Origin of the sequence: Paenibacillus sp. Root444D2 (genome assembly GCF_001426375.1) — a bacterium.
Taxonomy (GTDB): Bacteria; Bacillota; Bacilli; order Paenibacillales; family NBRC-103111; genus Paenibacillus_E.
The window spans coordinates 254,770-274,269 of record NZ_LMEO01000051.1; the positions used below are offsets into that span (position 1 = coordinate 254,770).

Genomic DNA, 19,500 nt, shown 5'->3' on the forward strand with positions numbered 1-19,500 from the left:
AGGAAGGGGGTTTTTTTGTGCTACCACATAGGAAAGCCGTTTTCTGTTCCAGAAAACGGCTTTCCTATTGGCGATAAAAACTACATCTAAACGCGGTCGCTCATCTTTAAATGGCTTCGATAGAGGTTTTCTCATAAAATGCTCTTGTTAGCTTTCCGATATTCACCAGGTGTAGAGCCCGTTCTTTTCTTGAACATTTTGGAAAAATGGTGTAAATCAGCAAAACCGCAATAGAGTGCTATAGATTCGAGACTAAGATCTGTATTTGTGAGCAGCTCCTTGGCGTGATTAACCCTCATGTTGATTAAATACTGGTGAGGCGAGATGCCATATCGCTGCTTGAACATGAAACTGAATCTGGAAACAGAAAGGCTAGCTCGATTCGCCATGTCCTCTAATGAAATGGGTTCGCTTAGATGATTGGAAAAGTAAGAAGTAATCCAATTGAACGAATGTACAGGTGTCTGTGTCACCTGATAGTAAGTCTCTAGTAGAGAAATGATAATTTCCGTAACGAGATGTTGGGTTTTCAGCTGTATGAGCGGATCCTGCTGCTGGGCATACTCAATAACCTGAAAAAGCGTTTCTTTCAATTTAGAAGGGTTAGACGGATGGACATGAACTGGCATTTGAATCCCATACAGATCGTTGATTGTTGGCTGCATCAGGTTCATATAAGCTGATAAATCAATCTGACCGGGTCGGGTTGGAAAGCTATTTTCACGTTCGGAATTATAGCATAAATCAAAATGAATAAAAGGCGTAACTGTGTTAGTCAGTCCTTCGAGTGTTAGTAAGCTTCCCGGCTGTACGAGGCAGAATTGACCTGATTGAAACATATACTTCTTATGATCTACCCAAAAACAGCAAGTACCCTCTTGAATATAAACGAATAGGTAATCAAGCAACCTTCGCTCCGGATATGACCACGGCTTACGAACAGCAAACTCACTTTGCCTAACAAAAGGAACAATCGCATGTTGTTTCAATAATTCGGTGAGCATGCAGAATCCTTTCTTGTACCAATAATTCTTTCTTATGTCTTATTGTAGTACTTCATGGAACATCTAATCCAGTTGTTTTTGACAATAATAAAACCTTGTTTGACAAAGATTTCGCACCATTAGCCTCCTATAATAAAGCTATAATTATACAAGAGGTGAGCAGAAGATGAGCATTCCGGAAACAAATAATAGTCATGAATTACCCTCCATGGAAGACAACTATGAATTGTCTGAGCAACAGAAAGAAAGTTATCAGAAAAAAGGACATATTGCTCTTAGACAGGTGGCAAGTAAGTCAGAAATCGCTTCTTATGAGCCTATTATTAGTGACTTGGTGAAAGAGTTGAATAAGCATGATAAGCCGCTTGAGCAACGAGATACGTATGGTAAGGCCTTTATCCAGATCTCAAATCTATGGGAGAAAAGTGAAGCGATAAGGAGATTCGTGCTAGCAAAACGATTTGCCAAAATCGCAGCTGATTTAATGGGGGTGGATGGGGTACGAATTTATCATGATCAAGCCCTGTTTAAAGAACCTCACGGAGGTCATACGCCGTGGCATCAAGATCAAATCTATTGGCCGCTAGATACAGATAAGACGATTACCATGTGGATGCCGTTAGTTCCCATTTCCCAAGAGGTGGGATCTATGACCTTTGCATCGGAGTCTCATCTTATGGGCTACATTAATAAAATGGTCATCTCCGACGAATCTCACCGAACACTTGCCGGATACATTGAAGGCAAAGGATTCGAAACGATGTCTCACGGCGCCATGGAGGCAGGCGATGCAACGTTCCACTCCGGGTGGACACTGCACAGCGCGCCTGGCAACCCTACGGAAACCATGCGTAAAGTGATGACTGTGATTTATTATGCCGACGGAACAAGAGTGGCCGAACCGGATAGCAAAGCGCGTGAGAATGATTTGAAAGCATGGTTTCCCGGCATTCAACCAGGCGATGTGGCGGCAACTGCGTTAAATCCATTGGTTTACACCCATAGTAGCGCAAATTAAAAAAGGCTCGCTCCCCCTCATATTTTGAGAAGGGGAGCGAGCTTTGTTATGAAAAGAGCTACCATTTGCTCCCTTGCGGAGCCGGGCAACGGGCAGCCGTTAGTTTGGCCTTGATGGCCATGAGACAACCACACCAACGGCATGTTGTACCGAATTGATAGTCTTTGCAGCCATTGCATATCGCGATCCGCCGATCATACTCTTCTTCCGTAGTCAGCTTAAGATTACGTACTTTGAGGGTTTCGCCAAAAAGTTTGGTGATCTCTTCAGGCGTCACATGTACCGTTGTGGAACAACCTTTGCATGCAGGCATAGCTTCCATATTGTTATTCTGGCTTTCCATATCGGATAGGCTCCTTAAGAAAGACGAAGCGTGACAACAGATTTGGCAGGAAGTGTAACGATAAGCTGATTATTTTCAAATCTGTAGTTGGTGAAATCCGTTAGGTTTACTGTTTCAGGCTCATCGAAGGTATTATGTGATTGTATGGTATCCGAAGTTAGAATTTGACCCGCGACTGATCCCACCGAACGTCCGCGAACGTCACAGTTCACTTCGAGTTGGTCTGAATGGTGCAGATTACATAGCGAAATATGTAATTGGTTAGCCGTATCTAAGGAGGCGGATACGCTGAGTTGATCGATTTTTTTACCATCCATCTCATATGATGGGCTCTCTGCATGAGTGCTAATGAGGCTAGCACCTTGATGAACCTTGTACATATCAAAGACATGATAAGTAGGTGTAAGAAGCATGTCGGCGCCTTCGGTTAAAATGACAGATTGCAAGACATTGACGACCTGAGCAATGTTTGCCATGCGAACACGATCACTATGCTTATGGAAAATGTTTAAATTAATTCCAGCGACGAGCGCATCACGCATCGTATTTTGTTGATATAAGAAGCCAGGATTCGTTCCAGGCTCTACATTGAACCATGTTCCCCACTCATCGACAATAAGGGCAACTCGTTTCTCAGGATCATATTTGGTCATAATGGTATCATGGCGTGTGATGAGTTCGTCCATAAATAAGGTATTCTCAAGGGTTTGGAACCATTCTAGTTCCCCAAAGTCGGTAGCGGAGCCTTTATCCTTCCAATTCCCAGTAGGAAGGGTATAGTAATGAAGACTTAAGCCATCCATATGCTTAGCAGCTTCTCTCATTAATACTTCCGTCCAGTTGTAGTCGGCACTGTTTGCACCACATGCTATTTTGAAAATGCGGTTATCCCCATAATTTCGTACATAACACGCATATCGGCGATAAAGATCAGCGTAGTATTCCGGACGCATGTCACCGCCGCAACCCCAGTTCTCATTACCTACGCCAAAATAGGTAAGTTTCCACGGTTTTTCACGCCCATTTTCTTGACGCCAGTTCGCCATGGGGGACTCGCCATCGAAAGTCATATACTCAACCCATTCGGACATTTCAGCTACGGTACCGCTTCCAACATTTCCACTAATGTAGGGCTCCGCTTCAATTAGCTCGCATAAACGCAAGAATTCATGTGTCCCGAAATGATTATTTTCCAAGACACCGCCCCAGTGTGTGTTAATCATCCGCTTACGTTTCTCAGCTGGACCTACGCCGTCTTTCCAGTGATACTCATCGGCAAAACACCCGCCTGGCCAACGCAAAACAGGAATTTGAAGTTTTTTCAAAGCCTCGATCACATCGTTGCGCATACCTTCCGTGTTCGGAATCGGAGAATCCAGACCAACCCAGATTCCCTCATAAATACAGCGTCCCAGGTGCTCAGAGAAATGACCATAAATATTGCGATCGATCGTGCCATTCGGTGAATCCGCGTTTATAATCAGCTTGGCCATAGTGAGTATCTACTCCCTTAATTGTTTAATATTGGAAACCGACTCGCGACTAACGTAAGCAGCCGAAAGTACGATTTGTTCCCTAGAATCAGTCTGATTGGAAAGGTTCCGATGAATCGCCGAAAGCAGCTCTTCAACTAAATGCTTAGCATCCAAACTAAAAGTCGTAAGTCGTGGAGAAATTTGCGCAGCGAGTGGAATATCATCACATCCGATAACGGAAACATCCGCTGGGACTTGGTAACCATTTTCTCGCAGGCCTTGAATAAAACCAGCAGCCATCCAATCGTTGACGGCAAAGACGGCATCTGTAAGACCGCTTGAAAGCAAAGAGTCAGCTGCTCGCCGTCCGCCTTCCCAATTCATTTTCTCGGTAAAGACCTCTACATGGACACCTTGCTGCTGGCAATACTCTAGAAAGCCTTGTTTCCTTAAGCGCGACGAGTCGTATTTATCAGGTCCTCCAAGAAGGGTGAAGGTACGGTGACCGCTATCGTAAAGTGTTTTGGCTGCTTTGCTGCCGATGCGATAGTCATCAAAATAAATTTGGATGATATCATCACGATGCGCATAACGTTGAATGGCAAATAACTGCCCGGATGCTGACTTGATCTCATCCAATGTCTCGTCATCGATTTGACCGATGATAACAAGCGGACTAGGAATAGAAGATTCCATAGGATGCTCAGGATTAACCATAGAGATCTTAATGGCTTGTTTGGCAGCCAAGTTGGTAATCTCAACAAGGAAATTCGTAAAGAAGGGGTCATTTCCTTTAATATCCCTAGAGCACAATAGATACAGTGTGTCTAAGAGGACAGAAGGGACAATATAAGTTCCTTTGCCGCGCAGTTGGACCAATAGGCCCTCGTTAGCGAGAATTTTAATCGCAGCACGTACGCTGACTCGGCTAGCATCAAAGCTTTCGGCCAAATCACGCTCAGAAGGAATCTTAACAAGTTGATCGGTTTGTAAGGATTGAATCTGATGGCGCAGCTGTTCGATCAGTTTTTCTTTGACAAGCGGAGATTTTTCCATGCAAGCAGGACCACCATTCAATACCAAATTAAAGACTATTTAATACCAATAAGATACCACGTGGTGTGGGGTTAGTCCATCTTTATTTTGTTGTTGTTGTTGTTGTTGTTGTTGTTTGTGTTGAGAGGAAGTGTCGCAGGCGTGGTCGTCCTCGTTTACTGAGGGTCATCTGGCCTTTCCATTTTTACATGATCGCCTGTAACGAATAAAGAAAGATGCTATGCCGAATACGAAAAAAGAAGTCGACCATTTCGTTGGTCGACCTCTAATTTTTCTATTGCGCGGTCAAAATTTGTGGACCTTCAGCCGTGATGGCGATCGTATGCTCGTATTGGGCGGCGAGCTTGTTGTCCATCGTCCGTGCGGTCCAGCCGTCCGGATCGATTGTCATGAAGTAAGTGCCTTCGGTGATCATGGGCTCAATCGTGAACACCATACCTTCCTTGATACGGAGGCCTTTTCCAGGCTTGCCGACATGCATATAAGTCGGCTCCTCGTGCAGGTCGCGGCCGATGCCATGGGCGAGAAGGTCGCGCACAACGCCGAAACTGTGTGATTCCGCATGCCGCTGAATCGCGCTCGTCACGTCGCCGAGTCGATTGCCGGGCTGCGCCTGCTCGATGCCCAGGTCAAGACATTCTTTCGTGACACGCATCAACTTCTCGGCCGTCGGCGAGATCTGACCGACCGCATAACTCCAGGCCGAATCGCCGAGCCAGCCATCGAGCTCAGCGACCGTGTCGATCGTCACGATATCGCCTTCCTCAAGTGGCTTATTGCTAGGGAAGCCATGTGCGATCACATCGTTGGCGGAGGCACAGGTCGCATATTGATATCCCTTATAGCCTTTTTGGTATGGCTTTGCGCCGTGCTTCAACATAATGTCCTCGAATATGCGCTCAATCTCGTTGGTGGTAATACCCGGTTTGATAAGCGGTGCGATTGTACGATGGCATTCAGCCACCACTTGGCATGCCTTGCGGATAGCTTCAATTTCATGTTTGCTTTTTAAAATGACCATGTTTGTATCAGGACTCCTTCGTAATAGCTTGCATAGCGAGTCGGGCGATTCGATCGACGTCCAGGTCGGAATTGCTCGCATAGTAGTGCAGCCCACAGCAACCGACCAGCACGGCAAGCATATGGTCGACGCTGTCGTCTTCGCACTGGGCGATCGATTGGAGTGGAATGTACAGCCGTTCCATAAATTTACTTTTGGCGTGGTGTCGATCCCTTTCAGGCAAGCCTGCATAATGTTCCGCCGCCATTTTGTAGACGAGATATGCGCGGGCGTCCGACTGCCACAGCCGGAGCAGCGCTTTACAATACGTCAACAACTGCCAGTCATCCGGGGGGCTGCCGCTGATGTTCGCCCACTTTGCGATAACTTGCTCGCATCGCTCGAAGCCGCTTCCTAACACATCTTCAATTAATAAATGCCGGTTGGGGTAATAATGGTATACTGTGCCGTAACCAAGCCCTGCCTCGCGGGCGACGTCGCGAATATCAAAGCTGCCGCCCGTGCGAAAGTAGGAGCGCGCGGCGACGTCCAGGATCTGTTCTCTGCGCTGTATGCGTATGAGCTCATTTTGTTCTTTGGTACGGGGGCACATAGCGTGTTAACCTCCTTATATAGACCTGCAAATTTGTCGATATAAAAATAGTAACTCATGGGGTGGAGAAATGCAAAAGATTTGTTGGTGTTCGATAAAATGAAGTACTGAACAATAAAGAACTGTGATAATAAAGTTGTAGACTGGGCGCTGGCGTTAACCTAACTGAGAACGATAGCGCGGCGATGGAACCGATCCATCGCCGATTTGCATTGCTGCAGGCACCCCCCATTGGGGGATTTTATATATTAAAGTATACATATCCAAAGATCCGTGTGACGACAAGTCCTCAATCGATCTCCTGCACCGTCTCTTCCCGCAGCCTTCTGATGTCACTGATCGGCGGGAGTCCGAAAAGCTTTGCGTATTCGCGGCTGAAGTGCGAGGGGCTCTCGTAGCCGACACGGTAAGCGGCATCGGCGGCATCGAGGGATTCAGCCAACAGCAGACGGCGCGCCTCTTGAAGGCGAATCCGTTTCAGGTACTGCAGCGGGCTCAGCGCAGTCACTTCCTTGAAGTAACGGTGCAGCGACGAGGGACCCATATGGGCCATTCTTGCGAGCTCGTCTATATGAAGCGGCTGGGCATAATCCAGCTTGATGCGGGCGATGACTCTGGCGATCCGGCTAGTGCCGCTGCCGGCGAGGGCAAACTGCTTAAAGGCTCCACCTTGGCTTCCCTTCATTATCCGGTAATAGATTTCGCGGACGACCAGCGGCGCCAGATGAGGAATGTCCCCAGGCGTATCCAGCAACCGGACGAGCCGAACCGCCGCGTCCAGAAGCTCGGGACTCGTCCGGTCGACGAAGGCGCCCCGCTTCGCCTCCCTGCCGTCTTCCGCCTCCGGCTCCGCGCCTTTCATCACTTCCAGCACCTGAGCGGGATCCAGTCCAAGCCGAATGCACAAATAAGGCGCTTCGGGAGAAGCCTGAATAAGACGTGAGGTGACCGGCAGATCGACCGATACGACAAAATGCGAGGAGGGACCATATGTAAAGTTGTCTCCTCCCAGCATAACGACCTTCGTGCCTCTGGCGACGATGACGATTGCTGGCTCATAAACCGTATTGACCGGCAGTGTGGTCTTTGAGCTGCGAATCAAATGCAGCGATGGCACGGACGTTCCGAACATCCCGTCACTGCCCGTATGACGCTCGATCAACCAGACCAGCTCGGCGAGCCGGTCAACTGTCTTATGGCCAAAATCGAACGAATGCCTGTCTTGATCGTCGCCTAACAGCGGCACTGCGAGTTGCGGATGCGGCATTTTTTCCCCTCCATCGTTTATCCCCTTTGGTAAGTTCATTATAGCACCGATCGAGGGCACCGTCTGTTCGGTTGGAGGATTAGGCAATAACTTGGTACAAACCGGCTACCCGGTATGGCGCCCATCGTCGCATAATAAAGGCGAAGATCAAACTTACCTAAAAAGAGAGGCGAAACCGAATATGAAAAGAAGAACGTTAGGCAAGAGTGGCCTTGAAGTGTCGGCGCTCGGACTCGGCTGCATGGGAATGTCCGACTTTTACAGCGGCAGGGACGATGAGGAGTCCCTGCGCACGATCGAACGCGCATTGGAGCTAGGCATCAATCTGCTGGATACGGCGGATATGTATGGCGTCGGCAAAAATGAAGAATTGGTCGGCAAAGCGCTCAAGGGACGCCGCGACATGGTAGTAGTGGCGACCAAGTTTGGCAACGTGCGTAGCGAGGACGGCAAGTACCTAGGTATCAACGGCCGTCCGGAATATGTGAAGGCCGCCTGCGAAGCGAGCCTGCGTCGTCTCGGCGTCGACTATATTGATCTGTACTATCAGCACAGAGTCGATCCGAACACGCCGATCGAAGAGACGTTCGGCGCAATGGCCGAGTTGGTACGCGAAGGCAAGGTGCGATACCTTGGCATGTCCGAGGCGGCTCCGGCTACCATTCGCCGTGCGGCAGCCGTGCATCCGATCGCCGCGCTGCAGACGGAGTATTCGCTATGGAGCCGCGACGTCGAAGACGGCATCTTGGCTGTATGTCGGGAGCTTGGCATCGGCTTCGTGCCGTACAGCCCGCTCGGTCGCGGATTTCTGACCGGACAGATTCGCAAGTTCGAGGACCTGGCGGAGGATGATTACCGCCGATTCTCCCCCCGCTTCCAAGGAGAAAACTTCCAACGTAATCTGGATCTCGTCGAGCGGGTCTCCGAGGTGGCCGTCGATAAGGGCTGTGAGCCGTCACAGCTGGCACTTGCCTGGTTGCTGGCGCAGGGAGACGATATCGTGCCAATCCCTGGTACAAAGAGAATCAAGTACTTGGAGGAGAACATAGGCTCGCTTGCAGTCGAGTTGACAGCAACAGACTTGGCGCGCATCGACGAAGTGGCTCCGCGAGGAACAGCCTTTGGCTTGCGTTATCCCGAAGCTGCGATGAGTGGCCTCAACCTGTAAGGCTGGTTCTCACGATCTAATTAAATACGTTAAAGGCGGCCGATCTTTGAGGGAGGCCACTGAAAAACTTACGTTTTTTCGGAAGATCGTCGATTCTTATATGTGAAGTCAAATAAAAAACGAAAGCCGACCAGATAAACTGGTTGCGTGCGCTGGGAGGATTGAAGAATGAGTACAATGAATGAGCTAATGCAAAAACACTTCAAAATCTGGAGTGAAACAGATCACGAAAGAAGAAGAATGGCAATCGATGAGATTTACTCAGAAAACTGCCGTGTGTATGACCCTTTCTATGCAAATGTATTCGTTGGTCGCGATGCACTTATGACTTTGATAGATGAAGTACAAGGTAAGTTTCCGGGGTTTGGTTTCACTATTATTCCTGGATCTTTAGATGAACACCATGGTCATGTAAGGATTAGTTGGTATTACGGATCGACGGACAAGCCTCAAACTTTCACCGGGCAGGAATTTATGATTGTTGAAAATGGATCGATCCATTCTGTGACTGTCTATTTTGACGCACCTGCAGAATAAAGTTTTTTAATTTTATAAACTCGGGGAAATGTTTGAAACCAACTAAGGCTGGAACATATAATTGCGTACGTCCAGAGAAAAGCAAAAAAGCTGACGCCTGTTGCTCACAGACGCCAGCTTTATGCTTTTTAAGGAAGATCAATAAGCATAAATCTTGTATGATCTATTGCAGAAATGTCGGATGACAAGAACATTGTCCTAATCAAGTCCGTGTAAATTGCGGGCTTTTTAGTTATCGGATCAAGTTCTTGTCAATTGGCAATGTCAAGAACTTGATCCGATTGCCGATTTGTGACAAGAACATTGTCCGATTGCCGACAAATTAAAATAAACCGCTCCGCTAACGGGCAGGATACTTCCAATATGTGTTAATATAAAACTGCAATGATTAGAATGTTGAAACGGGGGAATCATATGCAATTTTACATAGCTTCTAGTCTCAAAAATATAGAAAATGTACGGCAAGTCGCAGAAAGTTTGAAAGCCCGTGGTTTTCAACAAACTTACGATTGGACAACGCATTCAAACATAGACTCCATAACCAAACTCCGTAACATAGGCCAAGAAGAAGTAGCAGGGGTTTTGGATGCAGATGTTGTAATTGTCATGTTTCCAGCAGGGAAAGGGAGTCATGTTGAGTTAGGAATTGCTCTGGGGGCTGGAAAGAAAATTTATTTATACTCCTCAACAAATGAACTGAATGAAATTGGAAACACATGTACGTTTTATCATGTTGATTCAGTTGAACAGCGGATTGGCTCATTAGGTGATTTGATAAACTCTGTATGCCTTGAATACCAGCATCATTAAACTAAAGGGCAGGAGAGTACGATAACCTAAACGAATATGTATTAAATCAATGTCTATGGCTTTTGTTTCCTTACTATTAATTAGAATGAGTGGTGTTAATGAAAAAGAAGTTAGCGATAACCGGAATTGTTGTTTGCACCCTTATTGTTTGCATCCTTACTATAAGTCTATATTTATGGTTCTCATTCAAACCGGGATTTGTATATGAAAATGGAACATGGAATTATGTTTCCTATGATGCGGGAGCTGGCAGAAGAGTTAATCCGATCAATGTAAAAAAGGATGAATTCAAGGTTTTAAAGTACAGTGATTTTGCAAGAGATAATAATAGTGTGTTTTTTAAAAACCATAAAGTAGAAGGGTCTGATCCGGAAACCTTCAAAATTATTAGCACCAAAGGCAGAAATCATTACGCAAAAGATAAGAATAATGTATATATTTACGATAGTAATGACTGGTCAATATTTAAAGTAATCAATGCAGACCCAGATAGTTTTAAAGTACTGGAGTATCCTTATTCAAAAGACAAAAACGACGCTTACTGTGGTAGCTTACCACTTTTTGTAGATGATGTTTCTAAATTTGAAGTCATCGAGAGAGCACGTTTTTCAACTCTGTCTTCGTTTAACAGCTTCTTGGGTAAAGAAAATGACCCGAGAGAAAAATCATCAGAGTATGAACGAAATAAGCACGAATATAATCGTAAAAAGTATGGGTTTATTACTGAGAGTGTTATTTATTCTGAGGATGGAAAAGCAAAAACGGATAAACTTACTTATATAGGATATAAATTAGTGGAAGATAAAAGATAAAGAATAAGTAAGATTAAAAGTTATTGAAGACAGATACTGCTGAGAACCATATCATTCATTAAACTAACGGAAACGATAGTTGAATAACACACATTAGATGAGCAGGCACTGCGGTGGCCTGATCATTTTATTAAGCTAGCTGGCAGGGTAGCTTAATAACAAAGGAGAAATTGATTGATAACATCATAAAAGCGAGGACCCCGCGAATTATATCGCAGAGTCCTCTTATAGTGGGAAGCGGTTAATTTCAAAAATGCACTTCTAATGCTAAGTCTTACTCAAAAAGTATCGAAGCAGAAATCTCGATCTTTTTATCCTTCTTAGTGTTTTCATGGTGAATCAACAACCTTTCGAAAACTAAAATTGAATTCCGTTTTTCGCTGGTTTTTAATACCACTTCCCACTTATCGTATGTTTACCCTTTTCCTAATATTTTGAATCAATAAGGGTAATATGGCTCTCAGAAAATAAAGTTTTAGATTGACTTTACCCATGCGACAGAGTGGATGGAAAATAGATATATGATTAATGCTCCTGCTATCTTCGTGGTGGCAGTATTTTTTTGTTTCCATCTTTACTTTTCTCTAGAATCATCTTTTTTCAATTTCAACGTATTACTCCAAGTAAATATGAAAAACGTAATTGTGATTGCAGTATTCTTGAACTTGGGAACAATAGATTATTACAGAGTGATTTATTCATCGTATGTTAGGAGTATAATAATGGAAATAAAGGAATTGCTTATAGCCTGGTTTATTGGCTTTGTGATGATGCTTGGTGGTGGTTTCTTTGGTTATAGAACTTTAAAAGATGTAATTGAACATGGTAAAAGGTACAAAGAAGAAAAAGCAAATAAAGAAACTTTACGGTTTTGGTATCTGGACTGGATTTTTTTATTATTGGAAGCGTTATTAGGGACGCTTACACGACCTGCTGTAGTAATATGTTTAATTTTTTTCTTGATTGGAGCAGTTACTTTCGTTCTATATACCATCAGGATTATTGCCAAATTATTTGGTTATGACCTTGTATTTTAACACTTTCACAGTCCAACTCATGTTTATGGCCTTCGCTCAACTAACGGGAGTTTTACGTAGACATTGTTATTTTTATCCAAATGAAATTTACAAATATTCCAAAAATTGTAGTATAATAAATAAAGCAGTAAGGTGTGTGGGTTGGCACAAGATGGTAAAACAAATTTCAGATTATTTATTTGTTTATGTGTTCCTTATTTTTTTGGTTACAATTTGTCTGTTTTATTTAGGCGGAGACAAAGGGTTGTCAAACAAGACTACGAATATTTAACCAAAAGGATGGGATTTCATCATGAAGTAGAATCAAATAGTTATCTGTCTAGCAAGTCTTATCTTAATGAGTGGGTGTTCTCAGGTAACTAATCAGGAATCTGAAACTGCAACCCCACAAACAACTCAAACGTCGGACAATAGACAAGCTTCACAAAAAGAACCAGTTATAGGAATGACTGCCGGTGAAGTATTAAACTCTAAATGGGGTATGCCTAATAGTATTATTGATGCTAATACTGGGGCTCCCGCCAACATGGATAATGCATCACAAAAATGGGTTTACTCAGGGCATAGATATGTTTATCTAGAAAATAATGTTGTTACATCAATCCAAAAGTAATGGCATGATCCAATCAAGGTATCTCAGCAGTGGTGCTTTTTTATTGTGTTTACTTTTAGAGGGTTATACTGGTAATTGAACATTACGCTAACGGGAAACGATAGTTGAAGAACAGAAAAAAGCAGCCCAAGGACTGCACATGAACTGTGACCCTAATTGTGGACGTTTTAAAAGAAAAACCCCCATGGCCTAATTAGGCCGCTAAAAGGTGGCTTCTGAATTCATCGAGACCACTGAAAAAGTCTTAAGTACAATTTAAATAGTCTTTCAGAACACAAAAAAATCCGTTTTCAGCCTGTGAGAGGGCTTTAAACGGATTTTTTCGTTTTTTATTTGACTTCAACATATAAAATCGATGATCTTCCGAAAAAACGTCAGTTTTTCAGTGGCCTCGAATTCATCAGGAGTCATCTTTTTTAATCCCCATTGGTAACGTTCCGAGTTGTAATACGAAATATAATCGTCCACACGTGCTCTTAATTCGTGTAGTGATTCTGAATCTTTGTATGTCAGATCATCTTTCATATGACCGAAAAATGATTCCATTGATGCATTGTCCCAACAGTTACCTTTGCGAGACATGGATTGGATGAATCCTGCTTTGCTTACTAAGTTTCGGATTTTAGGATGCGTATAGTGTATGCCTTGATCCGAGTGAAAGATGGCTGCAGGATGAATATTACCATCCAATCGCTCTAGGAGTCTGTAAATTGTTTGCTCGACAATAGAGAGCTCTAACGAAGATGAGAGATAGTGAGCTAGTATCTGTTTCGTCGCACCGTCTTTAACGCAAGAGAGGTATGCCCATTGCCCATTCCCATAACGTAGATAGGTAATGTCTGTAAGCAATACTTTCTCTGGTTCTCCTTGGTCAAATTGGCGCTTCAATAGATTTGGACATGTCTGGTGCTCTTGTGTCGATTTAGCCATTTTACGGTATGGATTAGAACGCCTAATGGTCGCAACGAGATTAAACTTACTCATTAACCTTCGGATCTTCTTGTGGTTCATAACGACGCAACTCTTGCGTTCTAATCTCATTTTAATCGCCTGAGCTCCTGCTTTTCCATTCAATGCAAAGTAGTGCTCTTTAATAAGGTAACCGTCACGTTCGTCTGCAAACGCCCTGAGCTGCCGCGATTCTTCAGCTCGTAACCATCTGTAATAACTACTTGGGACAGCACCTGTAAGCTTACAAAGGTAGCGCGTCATACGCTGTAATCCATGTTGACGAATGGTCTGATTGACCAACTGGAAGCGCTCGGAGGGTGTTAATGTTTCCTCAGCATCTTTTGCTTTTCGAGCGCTTCCAGCTTTTTTAAGAACTCATTCTCGACCTCAAGGAGCTTAATTTGTGCCTCGGCTTGCGATCTTGTTCCCGCCGAAGCCCTTGGTTATTACTCTCAGCCTCACACCAGAACGAAGCGTCGCTCGTCAGCCGCTCAGGTATCGAATCAACCGTCGTTCCAACGTTCACGTGTGGAGAGTTTCTTCATCCTCTTTGTGTTTTCTGATAAGATGAACAAATGGAACAGAATGTCTTGAAGCGGATCTTTTTCGATGAGAATAAGCACTGTGACAGATTTGTTCAAAAACATCAGTGGAAAATCCGAGTGAAAGTACTGATGTATATAAAGAAGACAAGGGGTTGAAAATAATGGCTGCAAAAAAAAAGATCGGCGGTATTCCACGTATTTCCTGGAACTCGATTCGCTTCAAGCTAGTCATCGCCGTTTTGCTCATCCTCGTGCCTCTGATCTCGCTGCTCATGTATTTGAGTGATTACGCCGTTCATGTCGTCCGAAATCAGATTGCCGAATCCAACAAAAACCTACTATCGCTATACATGGGACAGATCGATAATAGTTTACAGGTTGTCGACGAGTATTTGATTGGACTCGTGTTAGAGGATGCGGATTGGAAAGACTTGAGGTACTTTGCTGAAGACAAGGACCGTTATTATTTGGCCATTACACGGCTAAGCAACAAGATAACGAACATTCTATCCTATCAACCGATAGACGGCTTCTTTATCTACTCTGTCCCCGGGGATGATTATATAGAGGCGGTTTCAGCAAGAACAACTTTTGAGGAGAGGCAATACGTAAGGACATATATCGAACAGGCGTCCAAAACCGATGCCGCCCCCCAAAAATTATATCAAAATGGCTGGATTGTACAGCGATTTCAGGCCAATTATTACCTGTTTCGGCTGTTGAAAGAAAATGATACTTTTGTCGGCGCATGGATCAAAATGGACAACTTAATGATGCCCCTCAGGTTAATAAATATTGGCGAAAAGGGAGCATCTTTGTTTGTGACCGACCGCGGTGAGCCGATGGTCAACCCAGACTTCGTGTATAATAATGAAATTGATTTAAATCAAGACCTTCACAACTTTTATCTTACCGGAACCGACAATCGTTATTTGGCGGTTGCCGAACATTCCTCAAAAGGTAATTTCAGCTTATTTGCGTTTATACCGGATGAGAAAATACTCGAAAATTTGCCAAACTTGCGAAAAATCATTATTTTCATTCCTCTCGGGTCGGTCATTTTGTTGCCGATTTGTTTTTTGTTCTTGAGAAGATCCTTGATGATACCGATCAATCGTTTGCTACAAGCCATGAAGCGGATCAGGGACGGAAATCTGGACGTCCGTATTCAGCCGTTTCCCACCTCGAATGAGTTTCAAATCGTTAACGATACCTTCAATAATATGATGTCCCAAATTCAAGAGTTGAAAAATAATGTTTATGAGGAACAGTTGAATAAACAAAAGGCTGAGCTTCAGCATTTACAGCTCCAAATTAATCCCCATTTTTATATGAATTCGCTTAATATACTATATACGCTTGCACGGACGAAAAATATTGCGCTCATGGAAGAAATGTCGTTATGTTTAATCCAGTATTTCCGTTATATGTTCAAGAGCAATCTGACCTATGTCGCTTTAAACGATGAGCTGAAGCATGTTCGCAACTATATCCGGATTCAGGAGTTAAGATTTCCCGACTATTTGAAGTGCGATATCGAGGCTCCCGAATTTCTTCTTCCTACTCCCGTGCCTCCTCTGGTGATCCAGACTTTTGTCGAGAATACAATTAAGCACGCGGTTACGATGGATGAGCCGATCCTGCTGTCGATTCGGGTTGAATTGCACAGCTGTTCGGAGGAGCCCTGTTTGCTAATTAGGATTCGAGATACCGGAAAGGGTTTCAACGACGACGTTCTGAAGGAGATACGCAAAAGCATGCGTATAGTGGACGAAGAAGGAGACCATATCGGAATATGGAACGTTCAGCAAAGGCTTCGATTACTGTATCAAAACAGGGCACAAATTTCATTTGCGAATGCAACTCCTTCAGGTGCTGAAGTCGAGATCGTGGTGCCTTTACAACCGGATATCAGAAAAGGGGAATTTTAAAATGCTTCAACTGCTTATAGTGGATGATGAAATCCTCGTCGCAGAAGCGGCAAGAACTGTGATTAATTGGGAAAAGTTCGGTGTTACGTCTGTCTTTACCGCTTATAATATCCGACAAGCTAAAGAAAAATTCGACAGTCACTCGATTGACATTATGTTCTGTGATATCGAAATGCCTCAAGGGAATGGGCTGGAGTTAATGTCATGGGTAAGGGACCATTATCCGGAGACAGTATCAATCATCATGACCTGTCATGCCGATTTCAAATTTGCCCAGCAGGCTGTACAGTTAGGAAGCTTTGATTACTTGTTGAAGCCGGTTCCGCCGGATGATATGGAGAACATTGTTGTCAGAGTCATTGATAAAATCAACAAAGAGAGCGAATTAATGCACTACAGCCAGTTCGGCCACTATTGGTTCCAGCATCAACCGCTTCTTGTCGAGCGGTTTTGGCTGGATATCATTCATCAGTCGATCCCTCCGAACCCTGAGGCGATCAAAAACGCTGCCGAGGAAAGGAACATTCCCTTTTCGGAGCAGATGAAATTCATCCCTATCTTGATCAGTGTGCAGCGGTACTATAAAGAACTGAATTTGCGCGATGAGAAGCTCCTAGAATTCGCTTTAAAAAATTGTGCCGAAGAGGTGATTCTTGCCCAGCGGAACGGCCAAATCATTACATTAACAGAAAGAAAACTGCTTGCTATTTTACCGTTTGAAGGGGAAAACCCGACGATGAAAAAGCTAAAACAAAGCTGCGAATCTTATATCGCTTCTTGTAACCGGTTTTTCTATTGCGATATCTCATGCTACATCGGACATCCAGGATATAGCCACGAATTGTCCGTGGTGATGCATCAATTATCCCTACTGGAGAAAAATAATGTCGCTTGCAATAACAAAGCATTTTTGTTAAGCGGACAAGCCGATTCATGCGCCGTTATCCCGACGCCGGATATGAACCTATGGTCTGTCATGCTGAAAGATGGATCGGAGCAAAAACTGCTCGCCGAAGCGGAGGCGTTTCTCGAACGCCTCATCAATACGGAGGGATTGAACGCGAAGACGCTGTATCAATTTCAGCAGGATTTCCTGCAGATGGTGTATTACGTGCTAAAGCTCAAAGGTATTCAAGCCCGGCAGTTGTTCAGCGATACGTATTCTATGGATCTTACAGCTGATGCGACCCGTTCCGTGTTGGATATAATCGCGTGGATCAATCACATGATCAGCAAAGCGATACAGTATGTAACGGCGGTGGAACAGTCTCAATCCATCGTGGAGAAAGTCATCAAGTATATTTCGCTCCAACTGGATACACAGGACATGTCCCGAGAAGAAGTCGCGAACCATGTCTTTTTGAATCCGGATTATTTGGACAGGACCTTCAAGAAGGAAACAGGAATGTCGGTGACGGAATATTTGGTACAGGAGCGTCTCAAAATCGCGCAGGAGCTGCTTACCAAATCGGACATGACTGTGACCGCGATTGCCGCCCATGTCGGATATTCGAATGTGTCGCATTTTTCTAGGCGATTTAAAAAGCTTACCCGTATGAATCCCAATGAATATAGGCAGCTTAATAGTCGAAATCGGGCAAATGACAAGTCGAAAATGGAGCAGTAAGCTTCCAATGAAGGTGATACGATAAATACAGATTCGAAGCAATCGAGTCGAAATGAATAAATATGGGGGAGTAACATGAAAAAGTTTGGTTGGTTAAGTGTTCTTCTGGCATTGGTGCTACTCGTTTCAGCCTGTGGAGGAAACTCAAATGGCGGCGCAAGCACGAATGCGGGTAATTCAGGCTCTAAGGCCGCAAGTGAAGAGCCGTACGAAGTCGTTTACGCATTCCCTTTCTGGGGAAATATTCCGAAAGACCTTCAATTGGTACAAGATGAAATCAACAAAATTTCCAAAGCGAAAATTAATGTTAAAGTAAAATTTCTGCCTATCAACGGCAGCGCAATGGATCAACAAATCAACTTGATGATGACAAGTGGCGAGAAGCTTGACATGTTTTCAATGTTCAACTACAGCAACCAAGTTACGACTGGAAAACTCTATCCGATTGGCCAGATAATGGAGCAAAACGGCAAAGGCATTATGGATGCTTTGGGCCAGGCTTACTACAATGCAACCAAAATTAAGGGTGTGAGCTATGGTGTGCCTAGTAATCGCGATATGGCCCAAGAATTTGGATATGACATTAGAAAAGATTTGGTGGAGAAGTACAACATCGATTTAAGCCAAGTGAAAAAATTTGATGATTTAGAAAAGATCTTCCGTGTCATTAAAGAAAAAGAACCAGGCATTGCGGCTATGAAACCCTCTGCTTACAGTACAATAGACCCTCTGGATAACAACCTCGGAGTATTGCTGAATAACGGCCAATCCGACTTGAAAGTCGTGAACTGGTTCGCTACGGATGAATATGCTCAGTATCTGAAGACGATGAGAAAGTGGTACCTAGCAGGCTACGTCTTGAAAGATGCCGCGACTACCAAAGAAAGCGAAGAAACGCTTATTAAAGCAGGTAAAATCGCAGGCCATACGACAAATATGAAACCTGGATTCGAAGCTCAAGAGAACCGAGGAATAGGAAAGGAAATGGCCGTCGTCAGATATACTCCTGCAGTTGCAAAGACAACCACAGTAACGAACGTGATGCTGGGTGTATCAGCGAAAGCAGAGAAGCCTGAAAAAGTTGTCCAATTCTTGAATCTGATGTATACCGATAAAGATATCGTGAACTTGTTCGACTGGGGTATTGAAGGCAAGCACTACGTGAAAATAAATGGTCAACAGAACATGATTAAGTATCCGGATGGTGTTAATCCCGAAAATGTTGGATATTCTGGTTCCGGTTGGATGCATGGCAATCAGTTATTGTCTTATGTTTTCGAAGGCGATGATCCAGAAGTATACAAGAAACTAGCGGATTTTAACAAAACGGCCCTCAAATCGAAGGCGCTAGGTTTTTCGTTTAACGCTGAGTCCGTAAAAGCAGAAGTTGCAGCATGCACGGCGGTTCTGGGTGAATATGGAACACCTCTGAATACCGGTGTATTGGATGTAGACAAAATTCTTCCAGAATTATTGAAGAAACTTGAAGATGCGGGTATCAACAAAATTATCCAGGAGAAGCAAAAACAATTGGATGAGTGGGCGAAAGAGAACAACGTCAAGTAATAAAATATGGAATAGGTAAAACGACCGGAAACCTGTATGCACGATCCAATCGGCTGAATAGTTGATTGGATCGTGCACTTTAACCAAGCCAATTACATGGATCTTATAAAAAAAGGAATTGATGATA

18 protein-coding genes are annotated in these 19,500 nt (G+C 44.1%); 10 read left to right on the forward strand and 8 right to left on the reverse strand.

Translation table 11 applies throughout. The annotated features are described in order from the left end of the window. Positions 1 to 131: 131 nt before the first annotated feature. The gene (locus tag ASD40_RS32645) at positions 132 to 1,004 is read right to left on the reverse strand and encodes a helix-turn-helix domain-containing protein (protein ID WP_057307300.1); all 873 of its coding nucleotides are present in this window, start codon (positions 1,002 to 1,004) and stop codon (positions 132 to 134) included. 166 nt (positions 1,005 to 1,170) lie between these two features. On the opposite strand from ASD40_RS32645, the gene ASD40_RS32650 reads away from it, so the two are divergent. Continuing rightward, a complete protein-coding gene (locus ASD40_RS32650; RefSeq protein WP_057307301.1) occupies positions 1,171 to 2,022 on the forward strand; it encodes a phytanoyl-CoA dioxygenase family protein in 852 nt (283 codons plus the stop codon). 58 nt (positions 2,023 to 2,080) lie between these two features. Here the strand turns inward: ASD40_RS32650 and ASD40_RS32655 are convergent, their stop codons facing one another. The 6 genes from ASD40_RS32655 to ASD40_RS32680 form a co-directional block, all read right to left on the reverse strand. Next, positions 2,081 to 2,365: a hypothetical protein gene (locus ASD40_RS32655; RefSeq protein ID WP_057307302.1), complete on the reverse strand. Its 285-nt coding sequence runs from the start codon at positions 2,363 to 2,365 to the stop codon at positions 2,081 to 2,083. 14 nt (positions 2,366 to 2,379) lie between these two features. Then, positions 2,380 to 3,858, reverse strand: coding sequence for an alpha-N-arabinofuranosidase (locus ASD40_RS32660; protein ID WP_057307303.1), 1,479 nt, complete (start codon positions 3,856 to 3,858; stop codon positions 2,380 to 2,382). A 9-nt stretch (positions 3,859 to 3,867) separates the two neighbouring features. After that, a complete protein-coding gene (locus ASD40_RS32665) occupies positions 3,868 to 4,896 on the reverse strand; it encodes a GntR family transcriptional regulator (RefSeq protein ID WP_057307304.1) in 1,029 nt (342 codons plus the stop codon). Positions 4,897 to 5,170: 274 nt separating this feature from the next. Then, on the reverse strand, positions 5,171 to 5,917 hold the full coding sequence (gene map, locus ASD40_RS32670; protein ID WP_057307305.1) for a type I methionyl aminopeptidase: 747 nt from the start codon (positions 5,915 to 5,917) through the stop codon (positions 5,171 to 5,173). A gap of 7 nt (positions 5,918 to 5,924) precedes the next feature. Further along, positions 5,925 to 6,509, reverse strand: a complete 585-nt coding sequence (locus tag ASD40_RS32675) for a TetR/AcrR family transcriptional regulator (protein ID WP_057307306.1) — start codon at positions 6,507 to 6,509, stop codon at positions 5,925 to 5,927. A gap of 289 nt (positions 6,510 to 6,798) precedes the next feature. Next, on the reverse strand, positions 6,799 to 7,776 hold the full coding sequence (locus ASD40_RS32680; protein WP_082562603.1) for an AraC family transcriptional regulator: 978 nt from the start codon (positions 7,774 to 7,776) through the stop codon (positions 6,799 to 6,801). Between the two features lie 181 nt (positions 7,777 to 7,957). On the opposite strand from ASD40_RS32680, the gene ASD40_RS32685 reads away from it, so the two are divergent. The 6 genes from ASD40_RS32685 to ASD40_RS32710 all read left to right on the forward strand — a co-directional run bounded on the left by ASD40_RS32685 (position 7,958) and on the right by ASD40_RS32710 (position 12,753). Continuing rightward, positions 7,958 to 8,944 carry an aldo/keto reductase gene (locus tag ASD40_RS32685; RefSeq protein ID WP_057307467.1) on the forward strand — a complete coding sequence of 329 codons (987 nt, stop codon included), beginning with the start codon at positions 7,958 to 7,960 and terminating at the stop codon, positions 8,942 to 8,944. Positions 8,945 to 9,112: 168 nt separating this feature from the next. Beyond that, complete coding sequence (locus tag ASD40_RS32690) at positions 9,113 to 9,481, forward strand: nuclear transport factor 2 family protein (RefSeq protein WP_057307307.1); 369 nt, start codon at positions 9,113 to 9,115, stop codon at positions 9,479 to 9,481. 414 nt (positions 9,482 to 9,895) lie between these two features. Further along, positions 9,896 to 10,291 (forward strand): nucleoside 2-deoxyribosyltransferase, encoded by a 396-nt coding sequence (locus tag ASD40_RS32695; protein WP_057307308.1) that lies wholly within the window; start codon positions 9,896 to 9,898, stop codon positions 10,289 to 10,291. Positions 10,292 to 10,389: 98 nt separating this feature from the next. Then, complete coding sequence (locus tag ASD40_RS32700; RefSeq protein ID WP_057307309.1) at positions 10,390 to 11,103, forward strand: DKNYY domain-containing protein; 714 nt, start codon at positions 10,390 to 10,392, stop codon at positions 11,101 to 11,103. Between the two features lie 722 nt (positions 11,104 to 11,825). Next, positions 11,826 to 12,140 carry a hypothetical protein gene (locus ASD40_RS32705; RefSeq protein ID WP_057307310.1) on the forward strand — a complete coding sequence of 105 codons (315 nt, stop codon included), beginning with the start codon at positions 11,826 to 11,828 and terminating at the stop codon, positions 12,138 to 12,140. A gap of 337 nt (positions 12,141 to 12,477) precedes the next feature. Next, the gene (locus tag ASD40_RS32710; RefSeq protein ID WP_057307311.1) at positions 12,478 to 12,753 is read left to right on the forward strand and encodes a hypothetical protein; all 276 of its coding nucleotides are present in this window, start codon (positions 12,478 to 12,480) and stop codon (positions 12,751 to 12,753) included. A gap of 339 nt (positions 12,754 to 13,092) precedes the next feature. Here the strand turns inward: ASD40_RS32710 and ASD40_RS32715 are convergent, their stop codons facing one another. Beyond that, positions 13,093 to 14,004, reverse strand: coding sequence for an IS3 family transposase (locus tag ASD40_RS32715; RefSeq protein ID WP_235549471.1), 912 nt, complete (start codon positions 14,002 to 14,004; stop codon positions 13,093 to 13,095). A 406-nt stretch (positions 14,005 to 14,410) separates the two neighbouring features. Here ASD40_RS32715 and ASD40_RS32720 point away from each other — a divergent pair, with 406 nt between their 5' ends. The 3 genes from ASD40_RS32720 to ASD40_RS32730 all read left to right on the forward strand — a co-directional run bounded on the left by ASD40_RS32720 (position 14,411) and on the right by ASD40_RS32730 (position 19,373). Further along, positions 14,411 to 16,180, forward strand: coding sequence for a sensor histidine kinase (locus ASD40_RS32720; protein WP_057307313.1), 1,770 nt, complete (start codon positions 14,411 to 14,413; stop codon positions 16,178 to 16,180). Between the two features lies 1 nt (position 16,181). Beyond that, complete coding sequence (locus tag ASD40_RS32725) at positions 16,182 to 17,807, forward strand: response regulator transcription factor (protein ID WP_057307314.1); 1,626 nt, start codon at positions 16,182 to 16,184, stop codon at positions 17,805 to 17,807. A 75-nt stretch (positions 17,808 to 17,882) separates the two neighbouring features. Continuing rightward, positions 17,883 to 19,373 carry an ABC transporter substrate-binding protein gene (locus tag ASD40_RS32730; protein WP_057307315.1) on the forward strand — a complete coding sequence of 497 codons (1,491 nt, stop codon included), beginning with the start codon at positions 17,883 to 17,885 and terminating at the stop codon, positions 19,371 to 19,373. The last annotated feature ends 127 nt before the right edge of the window (positions 19,374 to 19,500 follow it).

Bases quoted from the DNA above. Each gene is read 5' to 3' on its own strand.
- ASD40_RS32650 (WP_057307301.1), top strand. From the start codon at position 1,171: ATGAGCATTCCGGAAACAAATAATAGTCATGAATTACCCTCCATGGAA.
- ASD40_RS32660 (WP_057307303.1), bottom strand. From the start codon at position 3,858: ATGGCCAAGCTGATTATAAACGCGGATTCACCGAATGGCACGATCGAT.
- ASD40_RS32690 (WP_057307307.1), top strand. From the start codon at position 9,113: ATGAGTACAATGAATGAGCTAATGCAAAAACACTTCAAAATCTGGAGT.
- ASD40_RS32705 (WP_057307310.1), top strand. From the start codon at position 11,826: ATGGAAATAAAGGAATTGCTTATAGCCTGGTTTATTGGCTTTGTGATG.
- ASD40_RS32730 (WP_057307315.1), top strand. From the start codon at position 17,883: ATGAAAAAGTTTGGTTGGTTAAGTGTTCTTCTGGCATTGGTGCTACTC.
- ASD40_RS32700 (WP_057307309.1), top strand. From the start codon at position 10,390: ATGAAAAAGAAGTTAGCGATAACCGGAATTGTTGTTTGCACCCTTATT.
- ASD40_RS32655 (WP_057307302.1), bottom strand. From the start codon at position 2,365: ATGGAAAGCCAGAATAACAATATGGAAGCTATGCCTGCATGCAAAGGT.
- ASD40_RS32675 (WP_057307306.1), bottom strand. From the start codon at position 6,509: ATGTGCCCCCGTACCAAAGAACAAAATGAGCTCATACGCATACAGCGC.
- ASD40_RS32685 (WP_057307467.1), top strand. From the start codon at position 7,958: ATGAAAAGAAGAACGTTAGGCAAGAGTGGCCTTGAAGTGTCGGCGCTC.
- ASD40_RS32645 (WP_057307300.1), bottom strand. From the start codon at position 1,004: ATGCTCACCGAATTATTGAAACAACATGCGATTGTTCCTTTTGTTAGG.
- ASD40_RS32665 (WP_057307304.1), bottom strand. From the start codon at position 4,896: ATGGAAAAATCTCCGCTTGTCAAAGAAAAACTGATCGAACAGCTGCGC.
- ASD40_RS32720 (WP_057307313.1), top strand. From the start codon at position 14,411: ATGGCTGCAAAAAAAAAGATCGGCGGTATTCCACGTATTTCCTGGAAC.
- ASD40_RS32710 (WP_057307311.1), top strand. From the start codon at position 12,478: ATGAGTGGGTGTTCTCAGGTAACTAATCAGGAATCTGAAACTGCAACC.
- ASD40_RS32695 (WP_057307308.1), top strand. From the start codon at position 9,896: ATGCAATTTTACATAGCTTCTAGTCTCAAAAATATAGAAAATGTACGG.
- map (WP_057307305.1), bottom strand. From the start codon at position 5,917: ATGGTCATTTTAAAAAGCAAACATGAAATTGAAGCTATCCGCAAGGCA.
- ASD40_RS32680 (WP_082562603.1), bottom strand. From the start codon at position 7,776: ATGCCGCATCCGCAACTCGCAGTGCCGCTGTTAGGCGACGATCAAGAC.
- ASD40_RS32725 (WP_057307314.1), top strand. From the start codon at position 16,182: ATGCTTCAACTGCTTATAGTGGATGATGAAATCCTCGTCGCAGAAGCG.